Consider the following 26461-nt stretch of genomic DNA (forward strand, 5'->3'; position numbering starts at 1 on the left):
GGCCGCCCATCAAGTGAAAGCATCCATGTCCTCGATTCACTCCCTGAAAGACAAAGTCGCACTGATCATCGGTGGCACCGGCGGCATTGGCGCCGCCTCGGCCAAGCTGTTTGCCGAAGCTGGCGCCACCGTGATCGTCACCCACCGCGCTGGCGCCAAGGGCGAAGCAGCGGCGGCTGAATTGCTGAAAGGCCTGCCTGGCCAGGGACATTTCGCGCAAGCCGCCGATGTTATCGATACCGCCAGCCTGGTAGCGCTCCGCGATGTCGTGCAGGCGCGCTTCGGCAAACTGCATGTACTGGTGAACACTGCCGGTTTCACCAAACCGGTGGCGCATGGTGACCTTGATGCGCTGGATGATGAACTGATCGACCGCATGTTCGCGGTCAACTGGCGTGGCCAGTTCGCTGCTATCCGCAGTTTTGTGCCGCTGCTCAAGGCCAGCGGTGACGGCGTGATCGTGTCTATTTCCTCGATTGCCGGCGCCACCGGCAATGGCTCCAGCATCGCCTATTGTGCGGTAAAAGCCGGTATCGACGTGATGACCAAGTCGCTGGCCCGCGTACTGGCGCCGGAAGTGCGGGTGCTCGGCGTTGCGCCGGGCGTCGTCGATACCGGTTTCGTGCCGGGGCGTGGCGCCGAATTCAATGCCAAGACGGCTGCCACCACGCCGCTGAAGCGCGTTGCCTCGGCCGAGGATGTCGCCGCTGCCGTGCTGGCTTGCTGCACCCATCTCACTTTCTCGACCGGCACCACCCTGGTGGTGGATGGCGGTCGCAGCCTATAGCCCGAGGGAAACCGCCATGCGTCCGACTCAGAACAAGGTCATCATCACCTGCGCGGTGACCGGCAACCAGACCAAGCCCGAACATACGCCGCATCTGCCGATCACACCGGAACAGATCGCCGATGCCTGCCTGGGTGCTGCGGAAGCTGGTGCGGCCATCGTGCATATCCATGTGCGCCATCCCGATAATGGCCGGCCCTCGATGGAATTGGCGCATTACCGCGAGACGGTGGAGCGTATCCGCGCCAAGAACACTCAGCTTATTCTCAACCTCACCACCGGTCCTGGCGGCCGCTTCGTGCCCTCGGAAGATGATCCCAAGGTGGCCGCGCCGGGCACCACGTTGTGCCATCCACTCAAGCGCGTCGAGCATATCGAGGTGCTGCGCCCCGATATCTGCACGCTGGACCTCAACACCATGAATTCCGGCAAGGAAGTGGTGATCAACACGCCCGGCAATGTGCGCAAGATGGCGGATGTGATGACCCGGGCCGGTGTAAAGCCGGAAATCGAACTGTTCGACTCCGGAGATATTGCGCTGATGAATGACATGCTTGCCGATGGTTCGCTGTCGGGCCCGATCCTGTGTTCCTTCGTGCTTGGCATCAAGTATGGCTTCCAGCCCAGCCCGGAAACCATCCTCTATGCCCGTGGCTTGCTGCCGCGCGATGCGCAGTTCACTGCCTTCGGTGTTGGCCGCCATGCCTTCCAGATGGCAGCGCAGAGCTACCTCGCCGGCGGCCATGTCCGTGTCGGCCTCGAGGATGCCATCATGCTCGACCGCACCACCCTGGCGCCGAGCAATGCCGCCATGGTGACCAAGGCGCGCCTGATCATCGAGAACATGGGCGGTCAGATCGCCACGCCGGAGGAAGCGCGCGAGATTGTCGGCCTGCCGACCCGTCTGAGTGGTTCCTCCTTCCGGGCGGCGGGCTGAGGCCATGAGTGCTGTGGCGGATACCAAGATGAAGGCGCGCGGGGATGTGCTGGCCCGTGCCTTGCGGCTGCATGAAAAAAGCGGCGAAGCGGCGAATATCCGCTTCACGCAAGAGGAAATTCCGCTGCGTATCGAGCGCGATGGCCAGGCCATCGTGCGGGTCACGGCGGCGGGTGTGAATCCTTCCGATGTGAAAGCAGCGATGGGCATGATGCCCTATGCCGTATTCCCGCGCACGCCAGGCCGCGATTTCGCCGGCGTGGTGGTGGCGGGGTCTGCCGACCTGATCGGCCAGGAAGTGTTCGGCACCGGTGGCGATGTTGGTATCCGGCGCGATGGCAGCCATGCTTCGCATCTGCTGCTGGATAACGGTGCGCTGGCGCCGAAGCCGGCCAATCTGAGCGCTGTCGAGGCCGCCGGTATCGGCGTGCCCTTCGTCACCGCCTGGGAAGGTTTCCGCCGCGCTGGCATGCCGAAGCCCGGTGAGACTGTGCTGATCATGGGTGCCAATGGCAAAGTCGGCCAGGCCGCGATCCAGATCGCCACCCTGTGCGGCGCGCGGGTCATCGGCGTGGTGCGCAAGCCTGAAGGTTATCGCGGCCATGCCAATGCGCCAGTTGAGGTGCTGGATCATTCCGCTTGCGACGTGGCGGCGCGGGTGCGCGAACTGACCAATGGCAAAGGCGCGGACATTGTCTACAACACCGTCGGCGATCCGTATTACGCCGCGGCCACGGCGGCGCTGGCGCTGAAGGGTCGGCAGATCTTCATCGCGGCGGTGAAGAAGATCGTCGAATTCGACATCTTCGCCTTTTACCGCGGCCGCCACACCTATGTCGGCATCGATACGCTGGCCTTCACGGCGGTGGAATCGGCGGAACTGCTGCGCGAGATGGCGCCGCATTTCGCCAGCGGCAAGCTGAAGCCATTCCCGATTCACGCTGATTTCACCTACCGCTTCAGCGCCGCCAAGGAAGCCTACATGACCGTGATTGGTTCCTCGCCCGAGCGCGTCGTGCTGGTGCCGGAGGAATAGCCATGCATGTCACCCGTTTTGATAAGGCCAAGCCCTACGAGGCGCCGGGCCATTTCGACATGAAGATGTTTCGTCTCCAGGGCCGCGATGCCGGCCCGGCGGAAATGCTGTGGCTCGGCGTGTCGCATCTGCTGCCGGGCGGCCACACCACCTTCAACGCTTCACCGGAAGAGAAATTCTATGTCGTGCTCGATGGTGCCGTGACCATCGAATCCGATACCGGCACGGAAACCCTGCTGCCCTGGGATTCCTGCCGCATCGCGCCGAACGAAAACCGCGCCTTGAAGAATAATACCAACAAGCCGGCAACCATCCTGCTGGCGATGCCCTTACCCAAACCCACACCTTGAAACCGAGCATAATAAAATAAGAGGAACGCCCAATGATCACGATTAATCGTCGCCACCTGCTGCAAGCCACCGCCGCCTCGGCCATGCTGGGTCTGCCGCATATCGCCCGCGCCCAGTCTTCCGAGGTGAAGATCGGCATCGGTTTCGGCATCGGCTTCCTGCCCACTTTCCTGCTGCGCGAATTGCAACTCGTCGAGAAGCACGCGAAGGCCCAGGGTATCGACCTGAAAGCCAGCTACCAGAGCTTTTCCGGCTCCGGCGCCATGCAGGATGCCGTGCTGTCCGGCTCGGTGGACTACGGCGTCTACGGCACTGCCGCGATGCTGATCGCCTGGGAGCGCGCCAAGGGCACGCCGCAGCAGATCTGGGGCGTCGCCGGTGTCACCACCCTGCCGCTGGTGCTGGTGACCAACAAGCCGAATGTGAAGAAGCTCGCTGATTTCGATGCAAAGGACCGCATCGCCATGCCGGCGCTGGTGTCGCCACAGATGTATGCCTTGCAGATCGCCGCCGAGAAGGAATTCGGCATCGGGCAGCATGACAAGCTGAAGCCGCAGGTGGTGGCGTTGCCGCATCCGGAAGCGCTGAACGCGGTGACTGGCGGTTCGACCGAAGTGACGGCCTATTTCTCTTCGGCGCCCTTCACTCAGGTGGCGCTGAAGAATCCGAAGATTTCCCGCGTCATGACGACGACGGACATCTATGGCGGTAAGTCCACCTTCCTCGCCATGGGTGCCACCAAGAAAACGCTGGATGCCAATCCGAAGATGGCCGGCGTGATGGTGGCGGCGTTGTCTGAAGCCTCGCAGATCATTACGGGCGATCCGAAGCGCGCGGCCGAAATCTATCTCAAGGTCGAGCCGCAGAAGACGATGAGCCTTGAGGATGTGCAGGCCCTGCTGGTCGAACTGAAGGACGAGTTCGATACCGGCGTCTACGGTATCAAGGCGGTGGCCGACTTCATGGGCCGCATCGGCCAGCTCAAGGCGCCGCCGGCCCGCTGGCAGGATGCCTATGCCCCGGCGCTGCATGGCCGCCAGGGTAGCTAGTCTTTAGGGGGAAGGAACGTGGAAATGTCGCGGCCCGCGCTCGAGCAGGGAAATCTCGCCGGCAAGCCTCTGGTCGAGGTGGACGGTGTGACGTTGCAGTACAAGACGCCGGATTCTCTTATCACCGCCACCTACCGGGTGTCGTTTGATATTCACCCCGGCGACCGCTTCGTCCTGCTCGGGCCTTCGGGCTGCGGCAAATCCACATTGCTCAAGACGCTCGCCGGCTTTCTCAAGCCGACCGAGGGCGAGATGCGGCTGAACGGCAAGGTGATCACCGAGCCGGGCCCAGACCGCATGATGGTGTTTCAGGAGTTCGACCAGTTGCTGCCTTGGAAGACCGTGCAGCAGAACATCACCTTCCCGATGCTCAAGAATGGCGTGGCGCGGCACGAAGCAATGCAGCGTGCCAGCGATATCCTGGCCAAGGTGAACCTGTCGAAATTTGCCGATAGTTTTCCGCATATGTTGTCTGGCGGCATGAAGCAGCGCGTGGCGATTGCGCGCGCCATGGCGATGCGGCCGAAGCTGCTGCTGATGGATGAGCCCTATGCGGCGCTCGATGCGCTCACCCGGCGCAAGATGCAGGATGAATTGCTGCAGCTCTGGGATGATGTGCGCTTCACGCTGGTATTCGTTACCCACTCGATCGAGGAAGCGGTGATCCTCGGCAACCGCATCTGCGTGCTGTCGCCGCATCCCGGCCAGGTGCGCGCCGAATTGAACAGCCACGCCTTCGGCCATGAGGATCGCGAGGGCGCCGGCTTCCACGAACTCTGTGGCAGCATCCGCCGCATGCTATTCGGCGACGGCGCCGTATCGCACTGAATATCCCCGGGGTTAATCATGTCTGCTAACATTGCCAAACTTGAGCCGCCGATCCGGCCGGAATACGAACATCAGGGCCTGCCCGCTGCCGTGATCGGCGATATCGCCCGCCCGCTGCCACTCGGCGAACGCCTCTGGGGCTCCAGCACCTTCCGCAAGGCGGTGATCCTGGTGCTGCTGGCGCTGGCCTGGGAACTTTATGCCCGCTGGCTGCAGAACCCGCTCACCGTGCCGCCTTTCACCGCCACGCTGGAAGCATTATGGGAGGGTATCCAGTCCGGTGTCATCCCGGCGCGTCTCGCCGTCACGCTGCAGGTGCTGTTGATCGGCTATGGCCTGGGCGTGGTGCTGGCTTGCCTGTTCACCACGCTGGCAGTCTCCACCCGCATCGGCACCGACCTGCTCGCCACGCTGACGGCGATGCTGAACCCGTTGCCGGCCATCGCGCTGCTGCCGCTGGCCTTGCTGTGGTTCGGCTTGGGCACACCGTCGCTGGTCTTCGTCATTGTCAATTCCGTGCTCTGGGCGGTGGCGCTGAATGCCCATACCGGCTTTCTCTCGGTATCCGAGACCCTGCGCATGGCCGGCCAGACCTTCGGCCTCAAGGGCCTGCGCTACATTCTGGAGATACTGATCCCGGCGGCCTTCCCTGCCATCCTCGCCGGGCTCAAGATCGGCTGGGCCTTCGCCTGGCGCACCCTGATCGCCGCCGAACTGGTTTTCGGCGTCTCCTCGGGCCGTGGCGGCCTTGGCTGGTTCATCTTCGAGAACCGTAATTTGCTCGACACGGCCTCGGTATTCGCCGGCCTGCTGACCGTGATGGCGGTGGGTCTGTTCGTCGATGGCGTGATCTTCCGCTTCATCGAGAACCGCACCGTGCGGCGCTGGGGCATGCAGCGCGGCTAGAGGCCTGATGCTGTAATGTTCCTATAGGCTGACCTCGGCCAGGGGTGGTATGGATGGTTTAGCCATGCCACTCCTGTTCCTGGGTTGCGCCGCGTGACAGATGCTTCTCCCCCCGGACCGCCAGCAGCAGCGCCCGGTGCCGCCGGGCAGGCCCGCACTGGTACCGATCCGGCCATTCTCAGCAACCAGCATGTGCTGGATTTCTATCATCTCTGGCTGAGCCGTTGCCCGCCTGGGGGGCTGCCGACCAAGGCGGCAATGGACCCGCTGCTGATGGGCCGTTTCCTCTCCACCCTCCTGCTGCTGAAGGTGCATCGCGACCCACCGGATTTCGAATACCGCATCATCGGCGAAGAGGTCATCGCGCTGCTCGGCAACATGACCGGCAAGCGGGTGGGTGGCTCGGCGATGATCAACCTGGCGGGCTCGGCCTATGCCAATTATTCCTGGGTGGTGGAACATCGGGTGCCGCAATTCCTGGAAGGTCCCGCCACCACCGCCTTCCGCAAGGAACGCATCTACGTTATGTCGCGGGTACATTGCCCGCTGGCCGAGGATGGCCAGACCGTAGATCACATCATTTCCTGCGTCGCCTTCCTCTAGGTCTTGTAGGCGTTGATTCGAGGGGCTGGCGGACCTATCTTCGCGCCGTTTTCGCGTCTTTAAGGATTTCCGCCATGACCGTCCGCACCCGTGTTGCCCCGTCGCCCACCGGCGACCCCCATGTCGGCACGGCCTATATCGCGCTGATCAACTACTGCTTCGCCAAGCAGCATGGCGGCCAGTTCTTGCTGCGCATCGAGGATACCGACCGGGTGCGTTCGACGCTGGAATCCGAGCGCGTCATCCTGGAGGCCCTGCGCTGGCTGGGCCTGAGCTGGGACGAAGGCCCGGATGTCGGTGGTCCGCATGGCCCCTATCGCCAGAGCGAGCGCGGCGCGATCTACCAGCAGCATTGCGATCATCTGCTGAAAGAAGGCCATGCCTTCCGCTGCTTCTGCACCACGCAGACCCTGGATGCCATGCGTGATGAACAGCGCAAGCGCGGCGAGCAGCCGCGCTATGACGGCCGCTGCCAGCATCTCAGCGATGCCGATGTGCGCGCCAAGATGGCGGCCGGCGAGCCGCATGTGGTGCGCATGAAGGTGCCGACCGAGGGCGTCAGTGTCATCAACGATATGCGCCGCGGTGCAATCGAGATCGAGTGGTCGAAGGTCGACATGCAGGTGCTGATGAAGTCGGATGGCATGCCGACCTATCATCTGGCCAATGTGGTGGACGACCACCTGATGGGCATCACCCATGTGATGCGCGGCGAGGAATGGATTTCCTCGGCGCCGAAGCATCAGTTGCTCTACAAGTATTTCGGCTGGCAGATGCCGGAAATCTGCCACCTGCCGCTATTGCGCAACCCGGATCGCAGCAAGCTGTCGAAGCGCAAGAATCCCACGGGTATTCTGTTCTATCAGCGCATGGGCTACCTGCCGGAAGCGCTGCTGAACTTCCTCGGCCTGCTCACCCTCTCGGTGGCGGAAGGCGAGGAGATGCGCAGCCTGGACCAGTTGGTTGCCGAATTCGCGCCAGACCACATCTCGCTCGGCGGCCCGGTTTTCGATACCGAGAAGCTGAACTGGCTGAACAGCCGCTACATCCGCGAACGCCTGACGCCGGAGCAGCTGATCGAACGCGTCGCCGCCTGGGCCTTCCAGCCGGAGCGTCAGCTCAGCATCGCCAAGCTGGCGCAGAGCCGCATCACCCGGCTCTCCGATCTTGGGCCCCTGGCCGGCTTCATGTTCGCCGGGGTGCTCGATACGCCGGAAGCAGCCTTGCGCGACAACAAGCTGAACGAGACGCAGCTTCGCCAGGTGTTCCAGTTCGGCCTGTGGGAATTCGACAAGCTGGTTTCCTGGGAAGCCGGCGCCATCGACAAGACGTTGCGCTTCATCGCCGACAAGGCCGGCGTGAAGTTCCGTGATCTGGTGCGCCCGTTCTACGTCGCCATCACCGGCAGCGCCCAGTCGCTGCCGCTGTTTGACAGTATGGAGCTGCTGGGTCGCGATGTGGTGCGGGAACGCCTGCGCCGCTCGCTCACCGTGGTCGGCGGCGTCTCGTCAAAGGAAGCCAAGGAATGGGCCAAGCTGCTGGCTGAGGAAGCCTCAGCCGAGGAATAGGCTTACTGCCCGCGCTGCTTCAGCCACTGGCGCATCTGGGCAATCTCGGTTTCCTGCGCCTTGATGATGCCTTCCGCCAGTTTGCGGATTTCCGGGTCCTTGCCGAATTGCAGCACCACGCGGGCCATGTCGATGGCGCCCTGGTGATGCGGGATCATGCCCTTCAGGAAATCGGTATCGGCATCGCCGCTGAAGGCGATATCCATGTCGCGGTGCATGCGGTCATTGGCAGCGCGGTAAGCCTTGGTTGCCGGCGATTCCATGCGCGGGGCAGCCGGAGCGGGGGCATGGGAACCATGGCCGGCATGCTGCGCCCAGGCTGGAAGGGCAAGAGTGATGACGAGCAGGGAGAGCAGCAGCTTCTTCATGGCTTTCAAGTCCAGATAGTGGCGATGCCGCAAAGCTTGCGGTTTGCCACAGTGGGAAGGTCAAGCCTTATTCAGGGCAATTCCGCAGCCAGGCGGCGGAGCGTCTCGCGCAGGCGGTTCAGTGCCGCGCGCGGCAGGGTGTCGAAACGCGTGGTGATGCCGACGGCACCGGTCGGCCGGTCGATGCTCACCGGCAGCAGGGCGAGCTGGCCTTCCTCCAGGTCGTCCAGCACCACGCCGCGCGAGATGATCCATACCGCATCCGACATGCGGGTGTAGCGCCGGCCGAAACTCGGCGACACGGTCTCGATCGTGTCGGGCAACGCTGTCAGGCCATGGCCCAGCATCAGGCGTTCGACATCGGGCCGGATGATCGAGCCCTGGATCGGGAACAGCACGGTATAGGCAGCAATGTCATGCAGGGTGACGGAACTCCGGTGTTGCAAAGGATGGCCCTGGCGCACCACGAACACGATTTCCTCGGAATAGAGCGGCTCGAAGGCCAGGCCCTGCATCATCGCCGGATCGGACAGCCGGCCGACCACGATATCCAGGCTGCCTTCCTTCAGCCGCCCGAGCAGATAGTCATTCGGACCGGTGAGGACGCGGATGGTGGCGCGCAGGCCCTCGGCCTTGGCAGCGATCACCGCCGCCGGCACCAGGCGGGTCGCCACTGTTGGCAGGGCGCCGATGGAAATAGTGGTGCCGCCATCGCGCTCGGCGCGGCCAACACTGTCCAGGCCTTCTTTCAGGGCGGCGAAGGCGGTGCCGGCATAGCGGCGGAATACCTCGCCACTGGCAGTGAGGAAAACGCCGCGCCGGCTGCGCTCGAGCAGTGGCGTGCCCAGGATGGCTTCCAGTTCGGCAATCGCCTTGGAAACCGCCGGCTGGGTCAGGCTGAGGCTGCGGGCGGCCTTGCCGAAACTCTTCTGTGCCGTCACTTCCAGGAAGCAGGCGAGATGGCGAAGCTTGATGCGTGGGTCGAGCATAGGCTCTTATATATCGTTTTAGGCATGATAAAATGCCAAAATATCATTTTACATGTGATTTTTCGGCATGATACTCCCAGACTGAAGTCGCATGAGGGAGAAAAACATGGCGGAGCAGAGCCGCTACGATGCCGGGATGGCGATCCGTCGCCGAGTATTGGGCAATGCCCATGTCGACCGTGCCGAAGCCAACAAGACCGAGTTCGATAACGACTTCCAGCGTTTCATCACCGAAGGCGCCTGGGGTTCGCTCTGGGCGCGCCAGCAATGGACGCCGCGCCAGCGTTCCATCGTCACCATCGCGCTGCTGGCGGCCATGGGCCATGATGAGGAAGTGGCGATGCATGTGCGCGCCACTGCCAATACCGGTGCCACGCCGGAGGATCTGCGCGAAGCCATGCTGCATGTGGCGGTCTATGCTGGGGTGCCGGCCGCCAACAGTGCGATCAAGATTGTGAAGAAGACGCTGGCCGAGATGGCGGCAGTGGAGGGGAAAGAGTAGGGACCATGGACAAGACTTTTGAACAGCGCGGGCCGTTCTACGAACGCGACAAGAGCATCCATCCGCCGGCCTTCACGCCGGGCTACAAGACCAGCTTCGCGCGCTCGCCGCGCCTGCCGCTGCTCTCGCTGCAGCCGACCATCTCGGAAATGACCGGGCCGCTGTTCGGCCAGGACGAGATCGGCCTGCTGGATAACGACCTGATCCGCAACTATGCCAAGACCGGCGAGCCGATCGGCGAGCGCATCATCGTGCATGGTCAGGTGCTGGACGAGAATGCCCGGCCGGTGCCGAATATCCTGGTGGAATTCTGGCAGGCCAATGCCGGCGGCCGTTACCGCCATGCCAACGACACCTACATCGCGGCCATCGATCCGAATTTCGGCGGCTGCGGTCGCGCGCTGACCGATGCCGAGGGACGTTATTACTTCCGCACCATCAAGCCCGGCCCCTATCCGTGGCGCAACGGCGTGAATGACTGGCGCCCGGCGCATATCCATTTCTCGGTCTATGGCCAGGGCTTCATCCAGCGCCTGATCACCCAGATGTATTTCGAGGGCGATCCACTGATCCCGCTTTGCGCCATGCTTGGCGGCATTCCCGACGCCGCGTCGCGCCAGCGCCTGGTGGCACCATTGGACCTCAATGCCTCGCTGCCGCTGGACAGCCTGGCCTATCGTTTCGACATCGTGCTGCGTGGCCGCCGCGCCACCTATTTCGAGAATAAGGGCGCCTGATCATGGTGAGCTACCTGAAGGAAACCGCGTCGCAGACCGGTGGTCCCTACGTGCATATCGGCCTGATCCCGCGCCAGGCCGGTTTCGATATCTTCCAGAACAATTTCACCAATGTGGTGGCGCCGCCGGGCGTGCCGGGCGAGCGCATCATCATCGAGGGCCAAGTGCTGGATGGCGTTGGCGCCCAGGTGAAGGATGCACTGCTGGAAATCTGGCAGGCCGATGCCAAGGGCCGCTACAGCCACCCCCATGATGGCGATGGCAAGGCCGATTTCCGTGGCTGGGCCCGCACCGGCACCGATTTCAAGACCGGGCTCTACCGTTTCGAGACGATCAAGCCCGGTACCATCGCCGATGCCGGCGGCTTCTGGCAGGGCCGCGCCATGGCGCCGCATGTGACGCTGTGGATCGCCGCGCGCGGCATCAATGTGGGGCTGCATACCCGGGCCTATTTCGCCGATGAGGCGGAAGCCAATGCCAAGGATCCGGTGCTGAACCTGGTGGAAAACCCCGAGCGGCGCAAAACCCTGGTGGCCGAGCGTTCGGTGCGCGATGGCGTGGCGGTCTACCGTTTCGACATCCGCCTGCAGGGGCCGGGCGAAACGGTGTTCTTCGACGCCTGAAGCAGGCATGATCGCAGCATCATGACCAGCGATCCGCTCGACAGCCTCTTCACCACGCCAGACATGGCGGCGGTGTTCGCGCCCTCCACCCGCCTGCAGGCCATGCTGGATGTGGAGGCGGCACTGGCACGCGCCGAAGCAGCGGCGGGCGTGATTCCGGCGGAAGCCGTGAAGCCGATAGCCACGGCCTGCGATGCTGCCCTGTTCGACCTCGCGGCGCTTGGCCGTGCCGGGCGCCAGGCCGGCAATCTCGCCATCCCCATGGTGGCGGCGCTCACCGCCCGCGTAGCCGATGCCGCGCCGAAGGCGGCGGCCTGGGTGCATTGGGGAGCCACCAGCCAGGACATCATCGACAGCGGCCTGATGCTGCAACTGCGCGTGGCGCTGGCGCTGCTGGAAGCCGACATGGCGCGGCTCGACCGTAGCTTAGCCAAACTGGCGCGGCGTCATGCGAAAAGCGTGATGGTGGGGCGCACCTGGCTACAGCAGGCAGTGCCGGTGAGTTTCGGCCTCAAGGCCGCCGGCTGGCTGTCGGCACTCCGCCGCGACCGTCAGCGGTTGCATGAATTCAAGCCCCGCCTGCTGGTGCTGCAATTCGGCGGTGCTGCCGGCACGCTCGCCTCACTTGGCACCAAGGGCCCTGCCGTGGCGGCGAAATTGGCGCGTGAACTGCATCTCGGCCTGCCGGAACTGCCCTGGCACAGCCAGCGCGACCGTGTCGTCGAACTCGCCGCCTGGGGCGGGCTGCTCAGCGGCAATCTCGGCAAGATGGCGCGCGATATCTCGCTGCTGATGCAAAGCGAAGTGGCGGAAGTATTCGAGCCGGCGGGTGCCGGCAAGGGTGGTTCCTCAGCGATGCCGCAGAAGCGCAACCCGGTGGCCTGCGCCGCCGTACTGGCCAATGCGGCGCGCGTGCCGGGCCTGCTTGCCACGCTTTTCGCGGCAATGCCGCAAGAGCATGAGCGCGGCCTGGGTGGCTGGCAGGCGGAATGGCAGGTGCTGCCCGAATTGCTTGGTCTGGTTGCCGGTTCGCTCAGCGCCATGGCCGAAACCATCGAAGGCCTGGAAGTCGATCCTAAGCGCATGCGGCGCAATCTCGATGCCTCGAACGGTCTGGTGCTGGCGGAGGCCGCTTCCATCGCGCTTGGCCAGGCGATTGGCAAGGCGGCGGCGCATAAGCTGGTGAGTGATGCCAGCCGCCGTGCCGTGGCGGAATCCAGGCCGTTGCCTGATATTCTTGCTGCCATGCCGGAAGCGGCAGTGCATCTCGACCGTGCCGCGCTCAAGCGCGTGTTCGATCCCCTGCGCTACCTTGGCGCCAGCGACAAGTTCATTGCCGCCGCCCTGCGGCAGAAGGTGAAAGGACGTTGACCATGGCCGTGGCGCAGCTTGCCGATGTCAGCCTGAATTATCGCCTGGATGGGCCGGAGGCGGCACCGGTGCTGCTGTTGTCGAATTCGCTTGGCACCGATCTGTCGCTGTGGGAGCCGCAGGTCAGCCCGTTGAGCCAGCGTTTCCGCCTGCTGCGCTACGATACGCGTGGCCATGGCGGTTCCGCCGCGACGCCGGGACCCTATACGCTGGATCAACTGGGCCGCGATGCCGTGGCTCTGCTCGATCATCTCGGCATCGCCAAGGCGCATGTTGCCGGTGTGTCGCTCGGTGGCATGACGGCGCAATGGCTGGCGATCAACGCGCCGGCGCGGGTGGAGAAGGTGGTGCCCTGCTTCACCTCGGCGCATATCGGCAATCCCGACATGTGGAACCAGCGCATCGCGGCGATCCAGGCCCAGGGCTTGGGCGCGGTGGTGGAGGGTGTGCTGGAGCGCTGGTTCACGCCGGCCTTTCACAAGAGCCGGCCGGATGAGATCGAGCGCTTTCGCAAGATGCTGCTGGGCATGCCGAAGGATGGCTATTGCGCGGCAGCCGCCGCCGTGCGCGACATGGACCTGCGGGGTCAGCTCGGCCGCATCGCCACGCCGACCTTGGTGATTGCCGGTCTGCATGACCTCTCAACGCCGCCGGCCCATGGCGAGGCGATTGCCGCTGGCATCAAGGGCGCGCGCTGCGAGAAGGTGGAGGCTGCGCATATCGGCAATGTCGAGGCGGCCGGCGCCGTCACCAAACTGCTGCTGGAATTCCTTAGCTCTTAGTGGCCGGTTACCACATGGAGGCTTTGGCACGTTCCGGCCAGGCCTTGTCGTATGGCTCGCCGCCGACACGGCCGGCGGTGATGCCGGCCAGGATCTGGCCCGCTGTCGGCAGGCTCTTGGGATCGACATGGCGCTCCGGATTCCACAGTTCCGAGCGCATGATGGCGCGGGCGCACTGGAAATAGACGCTCTCCACCTGCAGCACCAGCACCGAACGCGGTGCTTTCTCCTCCACTGCGAAGCTTTCCAGCAAGGCCGGATCGATACTGAGCGCGCCACGGCCATTCACCCGCAAGGTAGTGCCGGAGCCAGGGATCAGGAATAGCAGGCCGACGCGGGGATCGCGCACGATGTTGCGCAAGGAATCGACGCGGTTGTTGCCGCGCCGGTCAGGCAGCAGCAGGGTGCGATCATCCTGGATCCGCACGAATCCGGCCTTGTCGCCGCGCGGCGAGGCATCCAGGCCTTCCGGGCCGCTTGTCGCCAGCACCACGAAGGGCGAGGCTTCGATGAACCGCCGGTAATGTGGCGTGATGTAATCCACTTCCTTGGCGGTCGAAGTTTCCTGTGCCTCGCCGTAAAGCTTTTCCAGTTCAGCCACGCTGGTGATGATGCTCATGCGATCCTCCATGAGGCGTCAGCTTACGCCCTTAAGCCGTCTCGGCAAGCACGCGCTCCAGGATCGGTTTCAGGCCACCGATGAATGTCTCGATCTTTGCGTCCGTGGTCTGCATCTCGCCGGGTGGCACATCCAGGCCGTAGATGTACTTGCGGATGCCGTCATAGATGATGGCGCCATGCAGGCCCCAGTAGAGTTCCAATTCTGGCGCGCTCACCGGCACCTTGTCGGGGCCGGGAAGGCCGAATTCATGGCGCATCTCGGCACACAGGCTGATGAAGATATGCTCGCGCACCAAGGCCAGGTAGCGGCGGTTGAAGCCGACATTGCGCATGCCGGCCTGGAAGAAGATGCGCAGCCATTCGTAGTCGACGATCACCGGATAATAGTCGTGATAGAAGCGTTTCAGCCGCGCGATCACCGGCTGGCTGCGGTCCTTGATCCAATCCTCCCATTCCGGCTTCCAGCGGGTGAGATAGACTTCCTCATAAACCCGGTCGATCAGGTCCTGCTTGGTCGGGAAGTAGCGGTAGAGCAAAGGCTGAGTGACGCCGAGCCGCTTTGCCAGCTCCCGCGTCTGGCCGTCGAAGCCGACCTCAGCAAAAAAATGGATCGCCGCGCGCACGATCTGTTTTTCGCGTTCTTCCGGCGAAAGTCGTTGGCGCTTGGACGGTTTTGCGGCAGGCATACGCTCTCCCTCGGGATGGTATTGTAATTAGCACGCGATAAATTAGCTTGACACCTCCCCGGGCTGCCTGCCAACCTTCCTGCTAACGGGCAGGTAGCCCGGCAATGGTAACCCGTGACCTACATACACAACGGGGCCAGAGGAGGAAACCGGTGAAAGCCCCATCATTCGGTTACGTAAAGGCGCGTGACCTCGGCCAGGTCTTTGACCTGCTGGAACAGCATGGCGACGACGCGCGCCTGCTGGCCGGCGGCCAGAGCCTGATGCCGTCGCTCAATCTGCGGCTGTCCAGCCCCGGCATCCTGATCGACCTCAACGGCCTCACCGACCTGGGCGGCATCACCGAAACCGCCACCCATCTGGTGATCGGCGCCATGACCCGCCATGTGGCGGTGGAAACCTCCGCCCTGGTGGCACGCCATGCGCCGCTGGTTTCCGCTGCCATGCCGCATATCGCCCATTCGGCGATCCGCAACCGTGGCACCATCGGCGGCAGCCTCTGCTTCGCCGATCCGGCCGCAGAACTGCCGGCCTGCATGGTGGCGCTGCGCGCCACTTTCGTCGTGCAGGGCAGGGGCAGCGAACGCCGCGTCGCTGCGGCCGATTTCTTCCATGGCCTGTTCACGACCGCGCTGCAGCCCGGTGAAATCCTGCGCACCATCGAGATCCCGAAAGCCGCTGCCGATCACCGCTGCGCCTTCAACGAACTGGCACGGCGCCATGGCGATTATGCCGTGGTCGGTCTGGCCGCCGCCGCTGAAGCTGATTGGCTGAACCTGGTCTATTTCGCCGTGGGCGACCGTCCGATCAGCACGCCCAAGGCTGCTGCGGCGCTGCTGCGCGGCGATGTCGATGGCGCGGTGGCTGCCCTGCAAGGCGAACTTGAGCCCGATGGCGACCTCAATGCCCGCCCTGAAACCAAGCGGCATCTGGCCGGCGTGCTGTTGCGCCGCGCCGCCGCAGCCTTAAGCAAGGCATGAGCATGGATCAGCACGACATCACCTTGACCGTGAATGGCCAGCGCGTGCAGCGTCGCGTGGCAGCGCGCATGCATCTGGTGGATTTCCTGCGCATCGAACTCGGTCTTACCGGTTCGCATCTCGGCTGCGAACATGGCGTCTGCGGCGCCTGCACCATTCGCGTCGATGGCGTCGCGCTGCGCGGCTGCCTGCTGCTGGCGGCGCAGGCCGATGGCTGCAGCATCGAGACCATCGAGGGCCTGAGCGACAGCGGCGCCATTGCCGACCTGCAGGATTCGTTTCACCGCCACAATGCCTTGCAATGTGGCTTCTGCACGCCCGGCATGCTGGCCTCGGCGGCCGAACTGCTGGAACGCTGCCCTGATCCAAGCCGCGAACAGGTGCGCGAGCATATGTCAGGCAATTACTGCCGCTGCACCGGTTATCACGCCATTGTCGATGCTATTGTTGATGTCGCCGAGCAGCGGCGCAAGGGAGGCGCCGCATGAGCAGCGAACCGCTTTCCATCTTCGACCGGCCGAACAGCTATATAGGCCGCACCGTGCCGCGTCCGAATGCCAAGAAGCTGCTGCAGGGCCGTGGCACCTTCATCGACGATATCGTGCTGCCGCGCATGCTGCATGTGGTGTTCGTACGCAGCCCGCATGCCCATGCCCGGATCAAGGAGATCGACCGCGCCGCTGCCCAGGCCATGCCGGGCGTGGTGGCGGTGGTCACCGGCGCCGAGTTGGCTAAGGTCATCACGCCCTGGGTCGGCGTGTTGACGCATCTGAAGGGCCTGAAATCGGCGCCGCAGCATGCCATCGCGATTGACCGCGCCTGCTGGCAGGGCGAGGCGGTGGCCGCCGTGGTAGCGGAAACCCGCGCCCAGGCCGAGGATGCCGCCGAGCATGTCTTCGTCGACTGGGAGGAACTGCCCGCTGCCGTCGATATGGAAAAGGCGTTGGATGCCGATGGCGTGGTGATCCACCCTGAACTCGGCGACAACCTGGCTTTCCGCCGCGAACTGACCGTTGGCGACCCCGATGCCGCCTTTGCTGCCGCGCATCTGGTGGTGGAGGAAACCTTCCATACCGGCCGTCATACCGGTGTTTGCCTTGAGCCGCGCGCCATCCTGGCGGATTTCCAGCCCGGCGAGGGCAAGCTGGTTGCCTACCACGCGACGCAAGCGCCGCACATGATCCAGAATCTGCTCGCCAAGCACCTCAGCCTGGACGAAGCGGATGTGCGAGTGATCTGCAAGGATATCGGCGGTTCTTTCGGCATCAAGGTGCATGTCTATGCCGACGAGATGGCGACCGCTGCGCTGGCGGTGCTGCTGAAGCGGCCGGTGAAGTTCATCGCCGACCGGCTGGAATCCTTCGTCACCGACATTCATGCCCGGGATCACCGCATCAAGGGCCGCATCGCGGTATCCAAGGAGGGCGACATCCTGGCCTTCGAGATCGATGACCGCACCGGCATCGGTCCTTATTCGGTTTATCCGCGCACTAGCGCCATCGAGGCCAATCAGGTGGTGAACCTGATCGGCGGGCCCTACAAGCACAAGAATTACCGCGCCAAGGCGGAAGTGGTGTTCCAGAACAAGAATGTGATGTGCCAGTACCGCGCGGTCGGCCATCCCATCGCTTGCGCGGTCACCGAAGGCCTGGTTGATCTAGCTGCGCAGAAACTGGGCATGGACCCGGTGGAACTCCGCCGCCGCAATCTGATCCCGGACGACGCTTATCCCTATACCGGCCTTGCCGGCCTGCCTTACGAGGACCTCTCGCATCATGCGGCTTTGGATAAGCTGCTAGCGATGATGGATTACAAGGCGCTGCGGGCCGAGCAGGCGGAACTGCGCAAGCGCGGCATTCATCGCGGCATCGGCTTTGCCAGCTTCATCGAGGTGACCAATCCTTCCGCTGCCTTCTACGGTGTCGGCGGCGCGCGAATCTCCTCGCAGGATGGCTGCACGATCCGCCTCGATCCCACCGGCACGATTACGTGCGCCACTGGCGTCACCGAACAGGGCCAGGGCACCGAAGCGATCATTGCTCAGGTGGCGGCGACCGCTGTCGGCGTCGATATCGCCAAGGTGCGGGTGATCACCGGCGATACCGAGATCACGCCCTATGGTGGCGGCACCTGGGCCTCACGCGGCGCCGGCATCGGCGGCGAAGCGGCGCTCCAGGCCGGCAAGGCACTGAAGCAGAATATCCTTGTTGTTGCCGGCGCCATGCTGCAGGCGGCGCCAGAAACCCTGGACCTGCGCATGGGCAAGATCGTCGATGCCGATACCGGCGCTGAACGCCTGGCGCTGGATGAACTGGGCCGTGTTGCTTATTTCCGCCCGGATACGCTGCCCAAGGGGTTGCAGCCAGAATTCGTGGTGACGCGCCATTATGTGCAGAAGGATTTCCCCTTCGTTTTCACCAATGGCATCCAGGCCAGCTATCTCGAAGTGGACACCGATACCGGCTTCGTGAAGCTGCTGAAGCATTGGTGCGTCGAGGATTGTGGCACCATCATCAACCCGCAGCTGGTCGACGAACAGGTGCGCGGCGGTGTGGTGCAGGGTCTTGGCGCGGCGCTTTTCGAGGAATGTATCTACGATGATCGCGGCCAGCTCGTGAATGGCTCGATGATCGACTATCTGGTGCCGATGGCTGGTGAGATGCCGGATATCGAAGTCGGCCATGTGGTCTCGCCGACCCGTTCATCTGAACTTGGCGCCAAGGGCGCGGGCGAGGCCGGCACCGCCGGTGCGCCAGCCGTGGTGATGAATGCCATCAATGATGCCCTGCATCCCTTCAATGCCCGCGTGCTGGCGCAGCCCTTCACGCCGGAGCGGATTCTTCAAGCCTTGGGCCGGGTGCAAGCGGCCGCCGAATAGTTAACGCAAAATAAGAACAACCAGGAGGAAACAATGAGCAACAGCAAGATCAAGACTGGCATCAGCCGCCGCCGCGTCCTCTCTGCCACGGCAGGCGGTGCGGCGCTCGCCGCTTTCACCCCCAGCCTGTTCAACATCGCCCGCGCCCAGGCCGGCAGCATCAAGATCGGCTTCCCCACCCCGCTCACCGGCGCCTTCGGTGCCGAGGCGCAGGACCAGGTGCGCGCCGCCGAAATCGCCATCAAGGAATTCAACGATGCCGGCGGCTTCCAGGGCCGCATGGCAGAACTGCTGGTGCGCGACGACAAGCTCAACCCGGGCGAGGCGGCCACCCGCACGCTCGAACTGATCGAGAAGGACAAGGTGAACTACATCGTCGGCTCGCTCTCGGCCGCCGTGCAGCTCTCGATCAATAATGTCACCAAGGAACGTGGCGTCATCTTCAACTCGATCAGCCAGTCGGATGCGATCAACGAGGCGAAGGACTGGAGCAAGTTCACCTTCCATGAGGCGTTGAACCCGCATATGACTGCCGGCGCTGTCGGCCGCTATGCCTTCAACAAGTTCGGTAAGAAGGTGGTCTATCTCACCGCCGATTATGCCTATGGCCATGAAATGGTGCGTGGCTTCGAAACCGTCGGCAAGGCGGTCGGCGCCCAGACGCTGGCCGATATCCGCCATCCGATCGGCGCTGCCGATTACTCGGCCTTCCTGCCGCGTATCCAGTCGCTGCGCCCGGATATCCTCTGTATCTGCAATTTCGGCCGCGATCAGGTCAATGCCGTGAAGCAGGCGACCGAGTTCGGTATCAAGGAGAAGATCAAGATCATCGCTCCGGTGCTGCTCTACACCGCCCGCGTTGCTGGCGGTTCGGAGAGCTTCGAGGGCGTGGTCGGCGGCACCTCCTATTACTGGCGCCTGGAAGACACCGTGCCGACCGCCAAGGCGTTCAATGACAAGTTCCGTGCGGCCCATGGCGGCGCGGTGCCGTCCGATTACGGCGCGCTCGGCTATGCCGGCGTGCGCACGGTGCTGACGGCGGTGAAGAATGCCGGCACCACCGATACCGACAAGGTGATCGAGGCGATGCGCGCCCTGAAGTATGACTTCTACAAGGGCCCGCAGTATTATCGCGGCTGCGACCATCAGTCGGTGCAGTCGGTTCTGGTCATCGAGTCCAAGAGCAAGGACATGAAGGACAAGAACGACGTGTTCAACATCGTGTCTATCGAGCAGCCGGCCGAAGCCAATCTGCGTTCCTGCGCCGATCTCGGCCACAAGGCTTAAAAAAGCAAGGCCGCGCGCCACGCTGGTGTAATGGGGTGACAATGGGTGGTTTAACCCTCGATCTTTTGCTGTTGCAAATCGTCACCGGCGTGGCGCTCGGTTCCATTTTCGTCTTGCTGGCGATCGGCCTGTCGCTGATCTTCGGCATGCTCACGGTAGTGAATTTCGCCCATGGCGCCTTCTTCATGGGCGGCGCCTATCTCGGCGTCTTCCTCTATGGCCTGACCAAGAATTTCTGGGTCTGCCTGGTGCTGGTGCCGCTCGGTATCGGCCTGCTCGGCCTGGTAGTCGAGCGTTTCCTGGTGCGGCCGCTTTATGGCCGCAATATCGACGACCCGCTGCTGCTCACCTTCGGCCTCGGCTATATCTTCGTCGAGACCGTGCGCATTCTTTTCGGTCTGAATGGCATTCCGTTCAGCACACCAGCGGGCCTGCGCGGTGCGGTCGATCTCGGCATCGGCTATTTCCCGCTCTACCGCCTGTTCCTGATCATCGCGACGGCGGTGATCGTGCTGGGTCTGTGGCTGTTCATCGAAAAGACCAAATACGGCCTGATCATCCGTGCCGGTGCGCGCGATCCCGAAATCGTGCGCGTGCTTGGCATCGATGTGTCGAAAATCTGGTTGCTGGTCTTCGGCCTCGGCACCGGCATCGCCGGCCTGTCCGGCATCCTGGCGGCGCCCCTGCAGGCGGTGACGCCGGAAATGGGCATCCCGGTGCTGGCCGAAGCCTTCGTTGTCACCGTGGTCGGCGGCATGGGGTCGCTGGTCGGTGCCGTGGTGGCCGGTCTGCTGGTCGGCATTGTCGTTGCCATGACCTCGCTGTTCGCCCCGGAAATGGCGAAGGTCTCGATCTTCGCGCTGATGGCTTTGGTGCTGCTGGTGCGGCCCCAGGGCCTGTTCGGCCGCCCTGGCCTGATGAGCTGATCCGATGGCCTCGTTCGCTCCGCTCATGCAATTCGGCAGTCGCCACCGTGTCGCTCTGGTGGCTGCTTTCCTGCTGCTGTTCCCCTGGCTGATGCCCTATGAGGCATTGGCGGTGAACATCCTGATCCTCGGGCTCTATGCGCTCGGCTTCAACCTGCTGTTCGGCTATACCGGGCTGCTTTCCTTCGGCCATGCCGCCTTCCTCGGTTCCGGTGCCTATGGCTGCGGCATTGCCCTGGTGCATTTCGGCGTGCCGTGGTTCGGCGCCATTCTGATCGGCGTGCTGCTCTCGGTATTCTTCGCCGTGCTGATGGGCTTCCTCGCCATCCGCACCCGCGGCATCTACTTTGCCATGGTCACATTGGCACTGTCGCAATGCGTCTACTACATCTTCTATCAGGCCGTGGGCCTTACCGGCGGCGAGAATGGCCTGCGTGGCATCAATCTGGCCAAGATCGGTATTCTTGGTTTCGAGGTGAATTTCCTCAACCCGACGGTTAAGTATTACGTCGTGGTGGTTTTCGTGCTGGCGGCGGTGTGGGTGTTCTCGCGCATCCTGGCCTCGCCCTTTGGCGCCGTGCTGGAGGCGATCCGCGAGAACGAGAACCGGGCGCGCGCCTGTGGCTATGACGTGGCGCGCACCAAGTTCGTTGCCTTCGTGCTCTCGGGTGCCTTCTGCGGCCTCGCCGGGGCGCTGAAGGCGCTGCACCTCTCCATCGTGCCGATCGAGACGCTGCATTATCTCACCTCGGGCCAGGTGGTGATGATGGCCCTGCTCGGCGGCATGGGCACTTTCTTCGGGCCGTTCGTGGGGGCGGCCGCGTTTCTGCTTTTGGAAGATGTGCTCACCACGCTGACCTCGCATTGGCAGCTTGTGCTCGGCGCGGTGTTCGTGGTCTTCGTGCTGTTCCTGCCCAAGGGCATCTGGGGTACTTTCCTGGCGCTGGGGAGGCCGCGATGAGCGACATCATCCTCGCCACCCAGGGTGTCTCGAAATATTTCGGCAAATTCCTGGCGCTGAATGACGTGTCGGTATCCTTCGAGCGCGGCAAGCTTTCCGCCATCATCGGACCGAACGGCGCCGGCAAGAGCACATACTTCAATGTGCTCTCAGGCGCCTTCCCGCCGAGCCAGGGCACACTGACCTATGATGGCCGCGACATCACCGGGCTGCCGCAGCATGAATTCGCCCGCATCGGCATCGCCAAGTCATTCCAGATCACCAATGTCTTCCCCAAGCTCACGGCCTTCGAGAATGTGCGCGTGGCGGTGCAGGCAAGCCATGTTCGCTTTGGCTTGTGGCGTCCGCGTCAGGCTTACGAGGAAGTGAACCAGCGCGCGCATGAATTGCTGTCCCTTGTCGGCCTGGCACAGCATGCCGACCGCCCGGCGCAGGACATGGCCCATGGCGAACAGCGCGCGCTGGAAATGGGCATGGCCTTGGCCGCCGAGCCGAAGCTGCTGCTGCTGGACGAGCCGACCGCCGGCATGTCGCCGGAAGAAACCCGCACCATGATGGACCTGATCCAGCGCCTGGCCGGCGACCGCACGGTGATCCTGGTGGAACACAAGATGAAGCTGGTGATGGGCATCTGCGAGCGTATCGTGGTACTGCATCATGGCGAGCTGCTGGCCGATGGCACGCCGGCGGAAGTGCAGAACAATGCCGATGTGAAGCGCGTCTATCTCGGCCAGGGCAGGAGCGGTGGCCATGCTGCGGCTTGAGAATCTCTCGGCCTGGTATGGCCCCAGCCATATCCTGCAGGGTGTCAGCCTGGAAGTTGGCAAGGGCGAAATCGTCACCTTGATTGGCCGCAACGGCGCCGGCAAGACCACCACCCTGCGCACCATCATGGGGCTGGTCGCCAAGCGCCAGGGCAGCGTGCAGTTCGATGGCGCGGAGATATTGGCGGATCCGGCGCATCGCCGCTTCCATCGTGGCCTTGCCTATGTGCCGGAAGAGCGGCGTATCGTGCCGGGCCTGACGGTGGAGGAGAATCTGCGGCTTGGCATCATCGTTGCCGCCAACCGTGCGGAAGAGCGGCGCATGATCGATTTCATCGCCGAAACCTTTCCGCGTCTGAAGCAGCGGCTGCAGCAGGAAGCCATCACCATGTCGGGCGGCGAGCAGCAGATGCTGGCCATTGCCCGCGCCATGATGGCAAAGCCGAAGATGATCCTGCTGGATGAGCCGTCCGAAGGCATCATGCCGATCCTGGTGGACGAGATGTTCGATCTTTTCCGCCGCATGAAGGCGGAAGGCACCACCATTCTGCTGGTGGAGCAGAATGTGGAACTGGCGCTCGGCCTGTCCGACCGCGCCTATATCATGGATCAAGGGGTGATCGTGCATCAGGACAGTGCCGCCAACCTGCTGGCCGACAAGGCGATGCAGGAGCGCTACTGCGCCGTATAGAAGGAGCCTGCCATGGCGATCGACAAACTGGCCCATTACTCCATCCGCACCACGGACCTCGAGGCTTCGCGGGTGTTCTACACCGAGATTCTCGGCTTCCGTGTCGGCTATCGTCCGCCCTTCGATTTCCCAGGTATCTGGCTCTATATGGGAGAGGACGAGCGCGAATACGGCACGGTGCATATCATCGGCATCGATCCGAATAATCCGGAAGGGCTGATCAAGTATCTCGGCGACAAGTCGCTGGACAGCCTCAAGGGCACCGGCAGCGTCGATCATATCGCCTTCAATGCCACCGGCTTGGCCGAAATGCGCCAGAAACTGACCTCGCGCGGCATGGCGATCCGCGAGCGCACCGTGCCGTCGCTGAACCTGCATCAGGTGTTTCTGGAAGACCCCTCCGGCGTCACCATCGAACTGAATTATCCGGCAGCGGAAGCGGCCTAAGGCGATGCGCCGCGCCCTGATCGTCGGCGGCTCGCTTGGCGGGCTGTTCGCCGCCAATCTGCTGCATCGCGCCGGCTGGGATGTGCTGGTGCTTGAACGCGCCGGCGAAGCGCTCTCGGGCCGTGGCGCCGGCATCGTCACTCATCCGGAATTGTTCGATTGCCTGCGCGCCGGCGGCGTCACCGTGGATGCCACCATCGGCGTTTCCGTTCCTGGCCGCGTGACGCTCGCGCGCGACGGCAGCGTGGCCCAGACCAGCGACCTGCCGCAGGTGCTCACCGCCTGGGGCCGGCTGTATCATCTGCTGAAGGCGGCGTTGCCGCCCACGCTCTACCGCTTCGGTGCCAATCTGCGTCAGATTACTCAGGATGAGAGCAGTGTCACCGCCCACCTTGCCGATGGCAGCACTGAGCGCGCCGATCTGCTGGTGGGAGCCGATGGCATCCGTTCGACAGTTCGCTCTCAGTACATGCCTGAGGCGAAACCGGTCTATGCCGGCTATATCGCCTGGCGCGGCCTCACCGACGAGGCCGCCTTGTCTCCGGCCACCCATGCAGCCCTGTTCGAGCGCTTCGCCTTCTGCCTGCCGCCCAGCGAACAGATGCTGGGCTATCCGGTGGCCGGCCTGAAGGATGCCGTATTACCTGGCCAGCGGCGGTTCAATTTCGTCTGGTATCGCCCGGCGGATGAAGCAACGACCTTGCCGCGCATGCTTACCGACGAGACCGGACGCTGCCACATGGAAGGCATTCCACCGGGTCTAATCCGCGCCGGTCTGCTGGCCGAGATGCATCAGGCCGCTGATGATGTGCTGGCGCCGCAATTCGCCGAGGTGGTGCACAAGGCGACGCAGCCTTTCTTCCAGCCGATCTTCGATCTGGAAGTACCGAGCATGGCAGCTGGCCGTGTCGCCATTCTGGGCGATGCTGCCTTCGTTGTCCGGCCACATCCCGGCATGGGCGTCACCAAGGCTGGCGGCGATGCCTATGCGCTGATGCGGGCCTTGCAGCGCCATGACGATGTGGCCACGGCGCTCAAAAGTTTCGATGCCGAGCGGCGCCGTATCGGCGCCTTCCTGGTCGAACATGCCCGCCGGCTCGGCGCCTATATGCAGGCGCAGCAGAAGACGCCAGAGGAGCGCGCCATGGCCGAACGCTACCGCAGCGTGGCGGCGGTGATGCGGGAAACCGCCGTGGCCCCGCCTTATCCGGCTTCCGCTTAGCGCCAGCCGTATACTATCCTGGCACTGATAAAAAAGTTCCGGGAGAAAACGCCATGAATATCGCCACGATTCTGTCCAATGCTGCCGGGCCCTTCGCTGCGCGGCCGGCCCTGTTCCATGGCGAGCAGGCAGTGTGCAGCTATGCCGAGCTGCATCGCCGTGCCGGTGCCATTGGCGGCTGGCTGCGCCGGCAGGGGATCGGGCCGGGCCAGTTCGTCGGTCTCTACATGAAGAATGTGCCGGCCTATTTCGAGGTGCTGTTCGGGGTCTGGTATGCCGGCGCCTGCGCGGTGCCGATCAATGCCAAGCTGCATGCCAAGGAAGTGGCTTTCATCCTGGAGAATTGCCGTGCCCCGCTGGCTTTCGCCACCGACGACCTGATCGAGAACCTGCCCGGCAATCTGCGGGTGATCGATCCGGACACGACAGATTATGCCCGCATCATTGCCGGTGAGCCGGCGCCGATGGCGGACGTGAAGCCGACCGACATGGCCTGGTTGTTCTACACCTCGGGCACCACCGGCCGGCCTAAGGGTGCGATGCTCAGCCACCGCAACCTGTTCAATATGACGGTGTCCTTCCTCGCGGATATCGATCCGGTGGATTGCTTCGATGCCTCGCTTTATCCGGCGCCGATCTCCCATGGCGCGGGTTTGCTCTCGCTGGCGCATTTCGTGCGCGGCGCGGCGCATATCGTGCCGGAGAGCGGTGGCTTCGAGCCACCGGAACTGATAACCCTGATCAACCGCTTCCCCGGTTCATCGCTGTTCGCCGCGCCCACCATGCTGAAGCGTCTGGTCGACTCGCCGGCTGTAGGTGAGCTGAAGGCGCAGCATATCGACCAGATCTTCTATGGCGGCGGCCCGATGTATGTGGAGGATCTGAAGCGCGCGCTCGATCGCCTCGGTCCCTGCCTGTGGCAGCTCTACGGCCAGGGCGAGGCACCCTGCACCATCTCCTATCTGCCGAAGCACCTGCATCTCGATACCGGCGATGGCCGGCTGGAGCAGCGGCTGGCCTCGGCCGGCATCGCGCGCAGCGGTGTGCAGATGCGCGTGGTGGATGCCGAAGACCGCGAATTGCCGCCGGGCGAGACCGGCGAAGTGATCGCGCGCGGCGATGTGGTGATGGAAGGCTACTGGGCCAATCCGGAAGCCAGCGCCACCACCTTGCGCAATGGCTGGTTGCATACCGGCGATGTCGGCTTCATGGATGGGCACGGTTTCCTGACGCTGAAGGATCGCGTCAAGGACATGATCATCTCCGGTGGCTCGAACATCTATCCGCGCGAAGTGGAGGAAGTGCTGCTGCTGCACCCGGCGGTGCTGGAAGTCAGCGTCATCGGCAAGCCGCATGAAGACTGGGGCGAGGAAGTGGTGGCGATCGTGGTGCCGCGCCCGGGGCAGAACATTGGCGCTGCCGAACTCGACCAGCTCTGCCTGGATAATATCGCCCGCTTCAAGCGGCCCAAGGCCTACCATATCGTGGATGCGCTGCCGAAGAACAATTACGGCAAGATCCTCAAGACCGAGTTGCGCAAGCTCTATGGTTAGCGGTTAACT

29 protein-coding genes are annotated in these 26461 nt (G+C 63.5%); 25 read left to right on the top strand and 4 right to left on the bottom strand.

All coding sequences use genetic code 11. The annotated features are described in order from the left end of the window. Positions 1-25: 25 nt before the first annotated feature. The 9 genes from V6B08_RS06535 to gltX all read left to right on the top strand — a co-directional run bounded on the left by V6B08_RS06535 (position 26) and on the right by gltX (position 8064). Positions 26-787 carry an SDR family NAD(P)-dependent oxidoreductase gene (locus V6B08_RS06535; protein ID WP_341978956.1) on the top strand — a complete coding sequence of 254 codons (762 nt, stop codon included), beginning with the start codon at positions 26-28 and terminating at the stop codon, positions 785-787. A gap of 16 nt (positions 788-803) precedes the next feature. After that, complete coding sequence (locus tag V6B08_RS06540) at positions 804-1724, top strand: beta-keto acid cleavage family enzyme (protein WP_341978958.1); 921 nt, start codon at positions 804-806, stop codon at positions 1722-1724. A 4-nt stretch (positions 1725-1728) separates the two neighbouring features. Then, positions 1729-2760: a quinone oxidoreductase family protein gene (locus V6B08_RS06545; protein ID WP_341978959.1), complete on the top strand. Its 1032-nt coding sequence runs from the start codon at positions 1729-1731 to the stop codon at positions 2758-2760. Positions 2761-2762: 2 nt separating this feature from the next. Next, the gene (locus V6B08_RS06550) at positions 2763-3110 is read left to right on the top strand and encodes a cupin domain-containing protein (RefSeq protein WP_341978960.1); all 348 of its coding nucleotides are present in this window, start codon (positions 2763-2765) and stop codon (positions 3108-3110) included. 32 nt (positions 3111-3142) lie between these two features. Then, entirely contained in the window at positions 3143-4159 is a 1017-nt protein-coding gene (locus V6B08_RS06555; RefSeq protein WP_341978961.1) for an ABC transporter substrate-binding protein, read from the top strand. 24 nt (positions 4160-4183) lie between these two features. Then, positions 4184-4987 (top strand): ABC transporter ATP-binding protein, encoded by an 804-nt coding sequence (locus V6B08_RS06560; protein WP_341978962.1) that lies wholly within the window; start codon positions 4184-4186, stop codon positions 4985-4987. A gap of 18 nt (positions 4988-5005) precedes the next feature. Beyond that, entirely contained in the window at positions 5006-5893 is an 888-nt protein-coding gene (locus tag V6B08_RS06565; protein WP_341978963.1) for an ABC transporter permease, read from the top strand. Positions 5894-5986: 93 nt separating this feature from the next. Further along, a complete protein-coding gene (locus V6B08_RS06570; RefSeq protein ID WP_341978965.1) occupies positions 5987-6496 on the top strand; it encodes a PAS domain-containing protein in 510 nt (169 codons plus the stop codon). A 74-nt stretch (positions 6497-6570) separates the two neighbouring features. Next, entirely contained in the window at positions 6571-8064 is a 1494-nt protein-coding gene (gene gltX, locus V6B08_RS06575; RefSeq protein ID WP_341978967.1) for a glutamate--tRNA ligase, read from the top strand. A 2-nt stretch (positions 8065-8066) separates the two neighbouring features. Here gltX and copM read toward each other — a convergent pair whose 3' ends face one another. Together copM and pcaQ are read right to left on the bottom strand one after the other, a co-directional pair. Then, positions 8067-8432 (bottom strand): CopM family metallochaperone, encoded by a 366-nt coding sequence (copM, locus tag V6B08_RS06580; protein WP_341978968.1) that lies wholly within the window; start codon positions 8430-8432, stop codon positions 8067-8069. Between the two features lie 71 nt (positions 8433-8503). Beyond that, positions 8504-9421: a pca operon transcription factor PcaQ gene (gene pcaQ, locus V6B08_RS06585; protein ID WP_341978969.1), complete on the bottom strand. Its 918-nt coding sequence runs from the start codon at positions 9419-9421 to the stop codon at positions 8504-8506. Positions 9422-9527: 106 nt separating this feature from the next. On the opposite strand from pcaQ, the gene pcaC reads away from it, so the two are divergent. From pcaC to pcaD, 5 genes are read left to right on the top strand one after another with little or no spacing between them, the layout of a single operon-like run. Beyond that, positions 9528-9923: a 4-carboxymuconolactone decarboxylase gene (gene pcaC / locus V6B08_RS06590; RefSeq protein WP_341978970.1), complete on the top strand. Its 396-nt coding sequence runs from the start codon at positions 9528-9530 to the stop codon at positions 9921-9923. A 5-nt stretch (positions 9924-9928) separates the two neighbouring features. Further along, positions 9929-10660 carry a protocatechuate 3,4-dioxygenase subunit beta gene (pcaH, locus tag V6B08_RS06595; RefSeq protein WP_341978971.1) on the top strand — a complete coding sequence of 244 codons (732 nt, stop codon included), beginning with the start codon at positions 9929-9931 and terminating at the stop codon, positions 10658-10660. A gap of 2 nt (positions 10661-10662) precedes the next feature. Beyond that, positions 10663-11283, top strand: coding sequence for a protocatechuate 3,4-dioxygenase subunit alpha (gene pcaG / locus V6B08_RS06600; protein WP_341978972.1), 621 nt, complete (start codon positions 10663-10665; stop codon positions 11281-11283). Positions 11284-11304: 21 nt separating this feature from the next. Further along, positions 11305-12654, top strand: a complete 1350-nt coding sequence (locus tag V6B08_RS06605) for a 3-carboxy-cis,cis-muconate cycloisomerase (protein WP_341978973.1) — start codon at positions 11305-11307, stop codon at positions 12652-12654. A gap of 2 nt (positions 12655-12656) precedes the next feature. Continuing rightward, complete coding sequence (gene pcaD, locus V6B08_RS06610) at positions 12657-13436, top strand: 3-oxoadipate enol-lactonase (RefSeq protein ID WP_341978975.1); 780 nt, start codon at positions 12657-12659, stop codon at positions 13434-13436. Positions 13437-13443: 7 nt separating this feature from the next. On the opposite strand, the gene V6B08_RS06615 is transcribed toward pcaD, so the two are convergent. Together V6B08_RS06615 and V6B08_RS06620 are read right to left on the bottom strand one after the other, a co-directional pair. Then, a complete protein-coding gene (locus tag V6B08_RS06615) occupies positions 13444-14055 on the bottom strand; it encodes a pyridoxamine 5'-phosphate oxidase family protein (protein ID WP_341978976.1) in 612 nt (203 codons plus the stop codon). Positions 14056-14086: 31 nt separating this feature from the next. Then, complete coding sequence (locus V6B08_RS06620; RefSeq protein WP_341978977.1) at positions 14087-14743, bottom strand: TetR/AcrR family transcriptional regulator; 657 nt, start codon at positions 14741-14743, stop codon at positions 14087-14089. Between the two features lie 152 nt (positions 14744-14895). On the opposite strand from V6B08_RS06620, the gene V6B08_RS06625 reads away from it, so the two are divergent. The 11 genes from V6B08_RS06625 to V6B08_RS06675 are packed head-to-tail and all read left to right on the top strand — an operon-like array spanning position 14896 to position 26452. Continuing rightward, complete coding sequence (locus V6B08_RS06625) at positions 14896-15723, top strand: FAD binding domain-containing protein (RefSeq protein WP_341978978.1); 828 nt, start codon at positions 14896-14898, stop codon at positions 15721-15723. Further along, complete coding sequence (locus V6B08_RS06630; RefSeq protein WP_341978979.1) at positions 15720-16211, top strand: (2Fe-2S)-binding protein; 492 nt, start codon at positions 15720-15722, stop codon at positions 16209-16211. The genes V6B08_RS06625 and V6B08_RS06630 overlap by 4 nt, the downstream gene beginning before the upstream one ends. Next, entirely contained in the window at positions 16208-18601 is a 2394-nt protein-coding gene (locus tag V6B08_RS06635) for a xanthine dehydrogenase family protein molybdopterin-binding subunit (protein ID WP_341978980.1), read from the top strand. The genes V6B08_RS06630 and V6B08_RS06635 overlap by 4 nt, the downstream gene beginning before the upstream one ends. A 33-nt stretch (positions 18602-18634) precedes the next feature. Continuing rightward, complete coding sequence (locus V6B08_RS06640; RefSeq protein ID WP_341978981.1) at positions 18635-19888, top strand: ABC transporter substrate-binding protein; 1254 nt, start codon at positions 18635-18637, stop codon at positions 19886-19888. A gap of 41 nt (positions 19889-19929) precedes the next feature. Then, positions 19930-20814 carry a branched-chain amino acid ABC transporter permease gene (locus V6B08_RS06645; protein ID WP_341978982.1) on the top strand — a complete coding sequence of 295 codons (885 nt, stop codon included), beginning with the start codon at positions 19930-19932 and terminating at the stop codon, positions 20812-20814. Between the two features lie 4 nt (positions 20815-20818). After that, complete coding sequence (locus tag V6B08_RS06650) at positions 20819-21775, top strand: branched-chain amino acid ABC transporter permease (RefSeq protein WP_341978983.1); 957 nt, start codon at positions 20819-20821, stop codon at positions 21773-21775. Continuing rightward, entirely contained in the window at positions 21772-22539 is a 768-nt protein-coding gene (locus V6B08_RS06655) for an ABC transporter ATP-binding protein (RefSeq protein ID WP_341978984.1), read from the top strand. The genes V6B08_RS06650 and V6B08_RS06655 overlap by 4 nt, the downstream gene beginning before the upstream one ends. Further along, the gene (locus tag V6B08_RS06660; RefSeq protein WP_341978985.1) at positions 22526-23230 is read left to right on the top strand and encodes an ABC transporter ATP-binding protein; all 705 of its coding nucleotides are present in this window, start codon (positions 22526-22528) and stop codon (positions 23228-23230) included. The genes V6B08_RS06655 and V6B08_RS06660 overlap by 14 nt, the downstream gene beginning before the upstream one ends. Before the next feature lie 12 nt (positions 23231-23242). Next, positions 23243-23677 (top strand): VOC family protein, encoded by a 435-nt coding sequence (locus V6B08_RS06665; protein ID WP_341978986.1) that lies wholly within the window; start codon positions 23243-23245, stop codon positions 23675-23677. 4 nt (positions 23678-23681) lie between these two features. Then, positions 23682-24899, top strand: a complete 1218-nt coding sequence (locus V6B08_RS06670) for an FAD binding domain-containing protein (RefSeq protein WP_341978987.1) — start codon at positions 23682-23684, stop codon at positions 24897-24899. Positions 24900-24952: 53 nt separating this feature from the next. Then, positions 24953-26452 carry an AMP-binding protein gene (locus tag V6B08_RS06675; protein WP_341978988.1) on the top strand — a complete coding sequence of 500 codons (1500 nt, stop codon included), beginning with the start codon at positions 24953-24955 and terminating at the stop codon, positions 26450-26452. The last annotated feature ends 9 nt before the right edge of the window (positions 26453-26461 follow it).

Origin of the sequence: Ferrovibrio sp. MS7 (assembly GCF_038404985.1) — a bacterium.
Classification (GTDB): Bacteria; Pseudomonadota; Alphaproteobacteria; order Ferrovibrionales; family Ferrovibrionaceae; genus Ferrovibrio; species Ferrovibrio plantarum.

Coding starts and splice junctions, on each gene's coding strand:
- V6B08_RS06605 (WP_341978973.1), top strand. CDS start 11,305: ATGACCAGCGATCCGCTCGACAGCCTCTTCACCACGCCAGACATGGCG.
- pcaH (WP_341978971.1), top strand. CDS start 9,929: ATGGACAAGACTTTTGAACAGCGCGGGCCGTTCTACGAACGCGACAAG.
- pcaC (WP_341978970.1), top strand. CDS start 9,528: ATGGCGGAGCAGAGCCGCTACGATGCCGGGATGGCGATCCGTCGCCGA.
- copM (WP_341978968.1), bottom strand. CDS start 8,432: ATGAAGAAGCTGCTGCTCTCCCTGCTCGTCATCACTCTTGCCCTTCCA.
- V6B08_RS06535 (WP_341978956.1), top strand. CDS start 26: ATGTCCTCGATTCACTCCCTGAAAGACAAAGTCGCACTGATCATCGGT.
- pcaQ (WP_341978969.1), bottom strand. CDS start 9,421: ATGCTCGACCCACGCATCAAGCTTCGCCATCTCGCCTGCTTCCTGGAA.
- V6B08_RS06565 (WP_341978963.1), top strand. CDS start 5,006: ATGTCTGCTAACATTGCCAAACTTGAGCCGCCGATCCGGCCGGAATAC.
- pcaG (WP_341978972.1), top strand. CDS start 10,663: ATGGTGAGCTACCTGAAGGAAACCGCGTCGCAGACCGGTGGTCCCTAC.
- V6B08_RS06650 (WP_341978983.1), top strand. CDS start 20,819: ATGGCCTCGTTCGCTCCGCTCATGCAATTCGGCAGTCGCCACCGTGTC.
- V6B08_RS06615 (WP_341978976.1), bottom strand. CDS start 14,055: ATGAGCATCATCACCAGCGTGGCTGAACTGGAAAAGCTTTACGGCGAG.
- gltX (WP_341978967.1), top strand. CDS start 6,571: ATGACCGTCCGCACCCGTGTTGCCCCGTCGCCCACCGGCGACCCCCAT.
- V6B08_RS06660 (WP_341978985.1), top strand. CDS start 22,526: ATGCTGCGGCTTGAGAATCTCTCGGCCTGGTATGGCCCCAGCCATATC.
- V6B08_RS06670 (WP_341978987.1), top strand. CDS start 23,682: ATGCGCCGCGCCCTGATCGTCGGCGGCTCGCTTGGCGGGCTGTTCGCC.
- V6B08_RS06645 (WP_341978982.1), top strand. CDS start 19,930: ATGGGTGGTTTAACCCTCGATCTTTTGCTGTTGCAAATCGTCACCGGC.
- V6B08_RS06560 (WP_341978962.1), top strand. CDS start 4,184: ATGTCGCGGCCCGCGCTCGAGCAGGGAAATCTCGCCGGCAAGCCTCTG.
- V6B08_RS06655 (WP_341978984.1), top strand. CDS start 21,772: ATGAGCGACATCATCCTCGCCACCCAGGGTGTCTCGAAATATTTCGGC.
- pcaD (WP_341978975.1), top strand. CDS start 12,657: ATGGCCGTGGCGCAGCTTGCCGATGTCAGCCTGAATTATCGCCTGGAT.
- V6B08_RS06665 (WP_341978986.1), top strand. CDS start 23,243: ATGGCGATCGACAAACTGGCCCATTACTCCATCCGCACCACGGACCTC.
- V6B08_RS06545 (WP_341978959.1), top strand. CDS start 1,729: ATGAGTGCTGTGGCGGATACCAAGATGAAGGCGCGCGGGGATGTGCTG.
- V6B08_RS06635 (WP_341978980.1), top strand. CDS start 16,208: ATGAGCAGCGAACCGCTTTCCATCTTCGACCGGCCGAACAGCTATATA.
- V6B08_RS06675 (WP_341978988.1), top strand. CDS start 24,953: ATGAATATCGCCACGATTCTGTCCAATGCTGCCGGGCCCTTCGCTGCG.
- V6B08_RS06620 (WP_341978977.1), bottom strand. CDS start 14,743: ATGCCTGCCGCAAAACCGTCCAAGCGCCAACGACTTTCGCCGGAAGAA.
- V6B08_RS06540 (WP_341978958.1), top strand. CDS start 804: ATGCGTCCGACTCAGAACAAGGTCATCATCACCTGCGCGGTGACCGGC.
- V6B08_RS06555 (WP_341978961.1), top strand. CDS start 3,143: ATGATCACGATTAATCGTCGCCACCTGCTGCAAGCCACCGCCGCCTCG.
- V6B08_RS06630 (WP_341978979.1), top strand. CDS start 15,720: ATGAGCATGGATCAGCACGACATCACCTTGACCGTGAATGGCCAGCGC.
- V6B08_RS06550 (WP_341978960.1), top strand. CDS start 2,763: ATGCATGTCACCCGTTTTGATAAGGCCAAGCCCTACGAGGCGCCGGGC.
- V6B08_RS06640 (WP_341978981.1), top strand. CDS start 18,635: ATGAGCAACAGCAAGATCAAGACTGGCATCAGCCGCCGCCGCGTCCTC.